The organism is uncultured Cyclobacterium sp., assembly GCF_963976465.1.
Taxonomy (GTDB): Bacteria; Bacteroidota; Bacteroidia; order Cytophagales; family Cyclobacteriaceae; genus Cyclobacterium.
Genome location: NZ_CAXBOC010000193.1, coordinates 1 through 9169, shown reverse-complemented (window position 1 = coordinate 9169; position 9169 = coordinate 1). Strand labels below are relative to the sequence as shown.

Annotated in this window: 9 protein-coding genes and 1 pseudogene; 7 read left to right on the top strand and 3 right to left on the bottom strand. The window is 38.5% G+C overall.

Annotation, left to right across the window (positions count from 1 at the left end; all coding sequences use genetic code 11):
- Positions 1-268 precede the first annotated feature (268 nt).
- The 7 genes from AAC037_RS12185 (at position 269) to AAC037_RS12155 (ending at position 5468) form a co-directional block, all read left to right on the top strand.
- Entirely contained in the window at positions 269-508 is a 240-nt protein-coding gene (locus AAC037_RS12185) for a MoaD/ThiS family protein (protein ID WP_339903261.1), read from the top strand.
- 1 nt (position 509) lies between these two features.
- Positions 510-923 carry a molybdenum cofactor biosynthesis protein MoaE gene (locus tag AAC037_RS12180; protein ID WP_339903260.1) on the top strand — a complete coding sequence of 138 codons (414 nt, stop codon included), beginning with the start codon at positions 510-512 and terminating at the stop codon, positions 921-923.
- Between the two features lie 36 nt (positions 924-959).
- A complete protein-coding gene (gene moaA / locus AAC037_RS12175; RefSeq protein WP_339903259.1) occupies positions 960-1949 on the top strand; it encodes a GTP 3',8-cyclase MoaA in 990 nt (329 codons plus the stop codon).
- 30 nt (positions 1950-1979) lie between these two features.
- Positions 1980-3176 (top strand): molybdopterin molybdotransferase MoeA, encoded by a 1197-nt coding sequence (locus tag AAC037_RS12170; protein WP_339903258.1) that lies wholly within the window; start codon positions 1980-1982, stop codon positions 3174-3176.
- A gap of 4 nt (positions 3177-3180) precedes the next feature.
- Positions 3181-4308: an XdhC family protein gene (locus AAC037_RS12165; protein ID WP_339903257.1), complete on the top strand. Its 1128-nt coding sequence runs from the start codon at positions 3181-3183 to the stop codon at positions 4306-4308.
- Between the two features lie 443 nt (positions 4309-4751).
- Positions 4752-5057, top strand: a complete 306-nt coding sequence (locus tag AAC037_RS12160; RefSeq protein ID WP_339903256.1) for a type II toxin-antitoxin system HigB family toxin — start codon at positions 4752-4754, stop codon at positions 5055-5057.
- Between the two features lie 18 nt (positions 5058-5075).
- On the top strand, positions 5076-5468 hold the full coding sequence (locus tag AAC037_RS12155; protein ID WP_339903255.1) for a transcriptional regulator: 393 nt from the start codon (positions 5076-5078) through the stop codon (positions 5466-5468).
- An 18-nt stretch (positions 5469-5486) separates the two neighbouring features.
- Here the strand turns inward: AAC037_RS12155 and AAC037_RS12150 are convergent, their stop codons facing one another.
- The 3 genes and pseudogenes from AAC037_RS12150 to AAC037_RS12140 form a co-directional block, all read right to left on the bottom strand.
- Positions 5487-6296 (bottom strand): alpha/beta hydrolase-fold protein, encoded by an 810-nt coding sequence (locus AAC037_RS12150; protein WP_339903254.1) that lies wholly within the window; start codon positions 6294-6296, stop codon positions 5487-5489.
- Between the two features lie 13 nt (positions 6297-6309).
- Positions 6310-7291, bottom strand: a pseudogene (locus AAC037_RS12145) (alcohol dehydrogenase catalytic domain-containing protein).
- A gap of 107 nt (positions 7292-7398) precedes the next feature.
- A complete protein-coding gene (locus AAC037_RS12140) occupies positions 7399-8601 on the bottom strand; it encodes a glycosyl hydrolase (RefSeq protein WP_339903253.1) in 1203 nt (400 codons plus the stop codon).
- Between the last annotated feature and the right edge of the window lie 568 nt (positions 8602-9169).

Here is a 9169-nt window from a genome sequence, read left to right as displayed (position 1 = left end):
CACCTTGATTTAATGTGGCATCTGGTTCCTTAATTTACTTTGATTACCCTAGTTCTTTTCAACTTACATAGAGGAATAAACCCTAATTTGAATAGAACCATTAATAAAAATATAGAGAGAAATAATATCCCTAGGGAAGTCTTTAATAAAACCTTACCGGAATGAATGGCTCAGAAAAGTTATTTTCCTAAGAATATTCTCAATTTTTATGTTTAATCGAATGCTTATGTTTAGCTTTATCATTAGATTAAAGAAAATTACTGAAGGTATGAAAATTCAATTGTTTGGAATTTCTAAGGACATTGTTGGTCAAAGAGAATTGACCTTGCCCAATGATCCTTCCCTACAAACCGTTATGGATTTGAAAAAATGGATCTTGCACCAATATCCAAGAATGGGAAATCTTAGCAGTATTGGCATAGCGGTTGACTTGGAATATGCAGAGGACGATCAACCCATTGGGCAAGCGAAAGAAATAGCATTAATACCACCTGTAAGTGGCGGATGATATGATACACATTAAATTGGTGGATAATATTGTCTTGGATGATGCCTATTCCTACTTACAAGATCCAGAAGCCGGAGGCATGGACCTATTTATTGGCAGTGTAAGAAACCATGCTTTGGGAAAAGATGTTGTAAGACTAGAATTTGAGGCCTATGAACCGATGGCCATTTCAGAAATGGAAAAATTGGCACAAAAGGCAATCGAAAAATGGCCACTAAAAAAAGTGTTAATTATTCATGCTTTGGGAGAAAAGCAGATAGGTGAGCCTGTAGTGGTTATTGGAACCTCTTCTGCACACCGGCAGGATGCTTTTGAGTCTTGCAGGTTCCTAATTGATGAACTTAAAATGACTGTTCCAATTTGGAAAAAGGAATATTTCACAGATCAAACAGTATGGGTAAATGCACACCCTTAGCCCAAGAGGTGTCAACCAATTACCCATCAAATTAATATGGAGCAAAAGCTAATCGACAAATACGGTAGAGCATTAGATTATTTGAGATTATCAGTGACTGATCGCTGTAATTTCAGGTGCTATTATTGTATGCCGGAGGAAGGAATGAATTTTGTTCAGCGAAATGACCTACTAAGCTATGAAGAACTAGATTATCTTACAGGCCTATTTGTTGATCTTGGAGTCAAGAAAATCAGAATTACGGGTGGAGAACCCTTTGTAAGAAAAGGCATTTTAGACTTTATAGAATTGCTCTCAAAAAATCAAGGACTTAAAGAAATAACCCTCACAAGTAATGGTTCCATTAGCAAGGCTCAAATCAATCAATTGGCCAAGTTCGGGGTAAAAAAGGTAAACATTTCTTTGGACTCTTTGGACCCGAAACGCTTTTTTGAAATTACAAGAAGGGATAAGTTTCAGGATGTCATGAATTGTATTTTAACCTTACTTTCCCAAGATTTTAATGTCAAGCTCAATTGTGTAATTGATGGAAAAAAGAACATTGAGGACATTGTTCCTTTTATTAACCTAACGAAGGATCATGCTTTATCGGTCAGGTTTTTGGAAGAAATGCCTTTCAACGGTACAGATAAATTTGATATCCCTGAGTGGAATTACAAAGCCCTTTACACTTATATTGAAGCCCATTTTCCCGGCATTCAAAAAATAACTGATGGGTCCAATAGTACCTCTGTTAATTACCAAATACCCGGATTTAAAGGCTCTTTTGGAATAATTCCGGCTTTTAGCAGAACTTTTTGTGGCACATGCAATAGAATTAGGCTTTCTGCCACCGGAGAACTAAGAACATGTCTTTATGGTCCACCTGTAACCAATTTGAGAGATATATTGCGAAGTGGCTGTGGGGAGGACCAACTCAAAACAGCGATTCTAGAAGCAGTTGCAAATAAGGCAAAAGACGGTTTCGAGGCGGAAAATCAAGTTTCAGACCAAGCTAAAAATTCCATGTCATTTTTAGGAGGATAGTTTTTTCTTCAAACCCAGACAATTTACCCGATGATAAGCGTAAGTGAAGCCCAAGAAATATTGCTAAAATTTTCTAAAAAAGGCCCCACAGAAAGGGTTTCTTTTGAAAATTGTTTGAATCGAATGCTTGCAGAAAATATACATGCAGATCGTGATGCTCCACCATTCGACCGTGTGGCCATGGACGGGATTGCCATTCAAAGTGATCAACTTCAAATACGCCAACAATTTGTAATCGAAGATATACAGGCTGCAGGGCAAGAACAAAAAAGTTTGAATAATCCTGAAAATTGCCTGGAAGTCATGACAGGTGCAGTTTTACCTGCGCATACAGACTGTGTCATTCCCTATGAAAAATTGATTATCAAGAATGGTGTGGCTCGATTAATTTCTACGGATCACAAAGCTTTTCAAAACACACATAAAAAAGGAATTGATGCGAAAAAGGGTGAACAATTGCTTCCTTCAGGCACTTGGATTCACCCTGGTGTAAAAGGAGTTCTGGCCACAACCGGTCACACTGAAGTAGAAGTGGTGCAACTTCCAAAAGTTATGATCTGTTCTACAGGAGATGAACTGGTACCTATCCAAAACACCCCCCTTCTCCATCAAATTAGGCGTTCAAATGTGTATATGCTTCAAGCTGCACTCAAAGACTTGAATATTGAAGCACATACTACTCACCTGCCTGATAATAAGGAAGAGCTTAATGCTTCCATAGGGAAACTGCTGGAAGAATATGACCTACTTCTGTTTTCAGGAGCTGTTTCCAAGGGAAAATATGATTTTCTACCGGATGTTTTTGAGGAATTAGGTATTCAAATACACATTCATGGCGTAAAGCAAAAGCCCGGAAAACCATTTTTATTTGGCACCAAAGCCGAGAAAAGTATTTTTGGCTTTCCCGGCAATCCCAGCTCCACGCTGGTTTGTTTTCATCTATATTTTAAATGCTGGTTCAATCATTACTTGGGAACTTCTCCAAAAAGTAATTATGCCTACCTTAATAAAGAGGTTACATTTAAAAAACCCTTAACCAACCATCTGCTTATTAAAAGTAGTTTTGAAGATGGAAAAATTCTTGCTGAGCCTGTAATCAATTCAGGTTCAGGAGACCTTGTCCACTTGGCCTTGGCAGATGGCTTTCTAAGCCTGCCACCGGAAAAAGACACTTTTAAAAAGGGCCAACTATTTCCCATCACTTACTTTCACCAAACAGATTTGTAGGGACATGAAGGAAATAAAAGAAATCATCAAAGCATATAATTTGGCAGTACAGCACAATGAAAAAACTGCACTTGCGACCGTTGTAAAAGTGGAAGGATCTTCTTACCGTCAACCGGGAGCCAGAATGCTTATTACGGAAAACGGGGCCTTAACAGGAGCAATATCAGGCGGTTGTTTGGAAGGAGACGCGCTCAAGAAAGCACAAATGGTAATTTTTAAGCAGCAATCAATGCTGGTCACCTATGACACCACAGATGATGATGATGCTAAATTTGGAGTAGGTCTGGGCTGCAATGGAATTATCCATATATTGATTGAACCAATCGTGGAAAACAAGGAAAATAATCCAATCCAATTGCTCAAAGCCTGCACAACAAACCGAGCACCTAAAGTGCTGGTTACCCTATTTGATTTAAAAAATAATAGGGCTAGCCAACCCGGTACCCTGCTCCTCTTTCAAGAAAAAGAAACCATTTCCAGTCAAGCGTTTAAACAAATAAAAACCGAGGTCCAAAATTCCATTTTAGAGGCATGTTCAACTGTTTTTACTCACAATAAAACCCTAATTCAATCCATTGAACAATCAAATTTCACTGCATTTGTGGAAAATATGCAACCTTCCATCCGATTGAACATCATTGGTGCAGGGAATGATGTATTGCCCCTTGTTAAATTGGCCAAAGCCATGGGTTGGGATATTGTCATTGCAGATGGGAGAAGTGATTTGGTTACTCCTACGCGCTTTCCTGAGGCCATTTCGCTATTAAGGGGAAAGGCAAATGAGGTGGCAGCCCAATTAAAAGTGGACCGGAAAACAGCTGTGGTACTTATGAGTCATAATTTCAATTATGACCTGGAAATTTTAAAAGGGCTGTACCCTTACAAATGCCCCTATATAGGCGTACTTGGCCCCAAAAAAAAACTACTCAAATTAATGGAACAACTGGCTAATCACGGTATTGTCCTTCAGGAAAAGGAAGAAAACTTAATTTTTGGCCCGATGGGGCTGGATATAGGTGCGGAGAGTCCTGAAGAAATAGCCTTGTCAATATTGTCCGAAGTGAAGGCGGTAATGGCCGGAAACGTTGGCGGGCATCTCAGAGCAAAAAATGGCCCTATTCATCAAATTTAGTCGAACTCAGCTCATTTCGTTTTGCTGTGAGCAGCCAAGTTTAGAAGCCCCAATAAGGTGATGTTAGGTACTGAATCCCATGCCAAACTGGTTTTTATTCTATACTATCCAGTTTATGTAGTTTTTAGGTCTAGGTTTTTTATGCACAAGATAAAAAATATTAAATACGATTTAATTTATTTGAACTAAAATCAAGACCTCCATTGCCTTTAAAGAAATTATTAAGGGTAAATTATTACTTCGAAACATTAAACTGAAGCAAATACAATTAAAACATTATGGTTGTATTGAATATATCGATTTTACTTTGATTAAATACTTTGTTATTCAATCAATAATCAGTAATTTTAAGAAAGAGTTTTAACCTCAATAAATTATTTTCGTACTTTTGTTTTCAATTTGAAAACTTTTTCCTACCTTCCATCGTTGTAAAGTTAGCTGTATTGAAAAATATCGTTTCAATCAAAAATCTGATTGCATTTTACGAAAAGTATCCGGATGCTAAAACAAGTATAGAAACTTGGGTTTCAATTGCAAAAAGTGCAAACTGGCAAAAACCATCGGATGTGATTAATGATTTTTCAAAAGCTAAAACTTTGAAAAATAAGCGAATAGTGTTTAAAATTTCAAAAAACAGATATAGAATTATTGCACAGATTTCTTATCAAAAGCAGTGGATATTTATCAGGTTTATTGGAACACATGCTGAATACGACAAAATTGATGCAAATATTGTTGAACAATATTAATATTGACAAATAGTAATTATGAAGTGGGAAAAAACAATCACTACGGAACAAGAATATGAAATTGCTTTAGAAAGACTTTCTACAATTTTCGATGCTAACCCCGATAGTGCAGAAGGAATGGAAGCGGAATTATTAGTGACACTAATAGAAAAGTATGAAAAGGAACATTACCCTATTTCACTTCCTGACCCAATTGATGCCATTAAAGACACAATGGAAAGAAAAGGCCTAAAAGACAAAGACTTAATCCCAGCTATTGGAAGCAAAACCACGGTTAGTCTTGTGCTCAATAGAAAAAGACCTATGAAGGTAGAAATGGTTAGAAAATTATCAGCTCTTCTGGGTTTGTCAGTGAATCTATTAATCCAACCCTATACACTAGTTGATAAACAGGAAAAGATTAACCATTAAGCTTATAGCCTTTTAATGCTATAATTTATTAACACAGTTTTGATCAAAAAACTTTAAGGTGCTTTCCAAGTGCCTCTGCCAATAGGGCCATTCATGTGCCCCTTCAAATTCCTCATAAACATGAGGTACACCCAATTCCAGTAATTGAGCATGTAATAAGCGATTGCCTTCAATAAGATTGTCTCCTTTACCACAGTCAAAGCGTAAAGCGGGAATAGATTTGGGATTTTTTCTAATTGAATCGATTACATCATTGTCTTCATTCATTAAATCGTAAGCATCCAAAGGCTCTTCTACAAAAGCTTCCATCTCAGAAAACTTTGTGATGGCACTGTGTGCAGAAATGGCCTTGAAAACTTCCGGGAATTTGGAACCCAACCTTAAAGCACCATACCCTCCCATAGACAAACCAGCTATTCCTAGAGGAGAGTTTTCGCTTGAAGCACTTATATTCTTATAAACAGCTTGTGGCACATCTGATACGACCCACTGCTCAAAATCCTTGTCCTTATGCCCTAGATAACCTGATCCATCTCCCCAGAGCCCATCTGAAGGCATGGCCAGAATAGCAGGTTTAATTTCACCGGAATCCATCAACCTCTTGGCTGTATGATGAGCGCCGCCCTTCATTGCCCACACCCAAGAACTCCCATAAACACCGTGGAGCAAAATATAAATGGGCAGATCGGCAAGTACCTCCATTCCATCAGGTATAAACAAACAAATGTCTCCCCTACCTTTCAGGTTTGGTGTTTTGACAGTGAGGAAGCGCAAACCATCTTTCTCAAAAGCTTTGTCTGACAATTCACTGGTTCTGAAACTACTCATAGAATAGACTAAATTAATTAAAAACAATTACTCCTTTTGCGTTTTTCCCTGCAAGCATGTCATCAAATGCTTGTTGTAAATTCTCCAACTCATATTCCCGGGTGATCATTTGATCCAACATCAAATCACCCTTCTTGTAAAGAGGATTAATATAGACTTTGTCCCATTCAAATAGCCTCATGTCAATGCTTATTTCTTCCTCAATTCCACTCACCTGTACCGCAGTACCGGCATTCCTAACCATGGCCAAAGGTGCGGCACCCAAGTCAGGAATGGCCGTACACTCAAAAGCATAATCTGCACCTCGACCTCCCAATAATTCCTTAACTTCTTTAGCTGCCTCCAATAATCCAATATCCTCCTTGTCTGCTAAAATTGTATCAGTTGCACCGAATTTTCTTGCCTCCGCAACCTAAGACCACCGCTGAACATCCTGCTTCTAGCTTTGCCGCATTGACAACAGAGCCAAAACCTGTCATCACCCCGCAACTCACTATGCTTGCAGCCGAAAAATTAAGTTCAGGCTCATCCACTTTCACTACTGCCGCCTCTTTTACAAGCGCATACTCACTTAGTGTCCCAAGATTAAATGAGCGCTCAATGCTTTTTCCATTCCATTGGCTACTCTCAAGCTTGGCATGGCCGGGGGTATGTCCATTTGCTCCGGCTACAACCGGTGAATTGTTCTCACATATGTGTTGGTTTCCTTCCTGACACTGAAAACAATGCATGCATGGGGTGGCCCAATTCAGAATCACCTGATCCCCTACTTTGAACTCTTCCACAGCCGATCCTATTTTTTCTACGATCCCTGCCCCTTCATGGCCCATCACAAGCGGCTTTCCCCAATTGAGTGAATCGTAATCCGTATGGCAAAGTCCTGCTGCCTTCATTTTAATTAAGACTTCGTCTTCTTGAGGGTCCGATAGGTTGACCTGAGTAATAATAAAAGTTCCATCTCCTTTGGCTACAGCACTTTTTGAAGAAATTGACATGGTTAGTTAGTTTGGGATAATAGTAGGGATAAATCTAGTGGTAAAGATAGCAGTCTAAATAAATAATCTTGATTAATAACTGTAAAATCCAGTACCTCTAAGGGTGTTTATTCCCCCTTGGCTTTATGTGAGGTTCTTCTGGCTGAAGAAAAACGCATGATACTTTGATAATCGGAGTTATTGTAAATATGTGACAGTCCCCATCGAAGAATTTCAGTAGGTTCCTTTTCTGTATCCACACTGCGATTCAAGCCAATGGCATGAGGTGCTCCTTTGATGGAAGACATAATTTCATAGTTGATGCCATCAGGTGCCCATTGAATGGTGTTCTTCTCCGGGCCATCTGTGGTGATTAAAGAAGCTATTCTTCCATTGTACGGCCAAACACATATCTCATGTCCACTATTGCTAATTGGGTTGTAAGGAGATTTAATATAAGGTCCCTTGGGATGGTCTGCAATTGCTACTCCCTGTCGAATTTGTCGTCCCCCAAAAGTAATCTCCTCACCCATTTGTTCTCCTTTGTAATAAAGGTAAAACTTGCCTTTATAGGGAAGAATACATGGATCGTGAACCTTATGACTGTCAAAATCTCCTTTCTTCTCTACAGCAAACCTATCCTGTTCTTCTCCTTTCCAAACGCCATTGTCTGCAGGACTCAAGATAGGTTCTTCACTTTTGGTCCAAGGACCATCAAGTGAATCAGACCAGGCTAGTCCAATTTGGTTTTTCACCCGCACATTATAGGGGGATTTAACAGTTTGGTAAGTCAGGTAATACCTATCTTCATGCTTCATGATCTCAACGGTGAATACCGAACGGTCATCATAGGCACCTTTTTCACCTCTGCCTACTGCCATTCCTTCTTCCTTCCAAGTCCAACCATCATCTGAAGTCGCGTACCAGATATCGCATCTATCCCATGGAAAAACTTTGTCATTTTCGATGTCCCCGGCAAATCCATCCGTTGGTCCGGTACTTTTGGAATACCAAACATAGTATTTTCCATTTTCAAAAATCATGGCACTTGGGTCTCTACGAACCACTCCTTCTTCATAAGCCAAATCCTCTTTTAAGGGCTGTAATTTTGAGAATTCTATAAACCATTCATTCCCAATATCCGGCCAGTTCAGTGCCCGCTTGGAGGCGGCACTCAAATGTTCCGCATTGGTAATCCCCAATTTATCCATCTGCTCCGGACTGACCGCAGTTTTATTCTCCACTTTCTGACTTTCAGATTTTGGTGTAGATTGACATGATTGAAATAAAAAAATACTCAGTGCACAATAAATAAGTAATTTAAAATCCATATTTAATTATTTTAGGGCTGTACCAATTGTTAATTTAAAGTAAAACTGAAATTGTACGGCTTTAATTTACACTTATTTATTTGGTCAATAAAAAATGAACTCAAAAAATTTCGCTAGGTGTAGTTTGCAACTACACCTTTATATCCGTAAGGACTACAATTCCCTCTCAGGATTCATTTATAATTGCCTTAAAGCAAATTGCAATTCAATGACCATCTGTTTTTTTGTAGGTATGGGCCTATCAAATAAGAGATCAGGAATTGACTTATTTCCTCACTTTCCAGGTGGTGGGATGAGCAGCTGTTTATACATGAATAAGGACTTTTTGAAGTGAATTATTTATGATTACGAGCTTTTTTCTATTCCAAGTGCTTAAAGATAGTGGGGTGAAGTTGCTAACCACACCATGATATCCGTAATCATTAGAATAATCATAAAATTACGCCAATTTTAAAAAATCTGATTTGATCATGGTATCCTGCTAAAATGTAATTGTAATCAAAAATAACCTATAGTTTTAAAGGATTGAGTAAAATCAGATTACTTTTTATTTTCTCTGACCCATTCA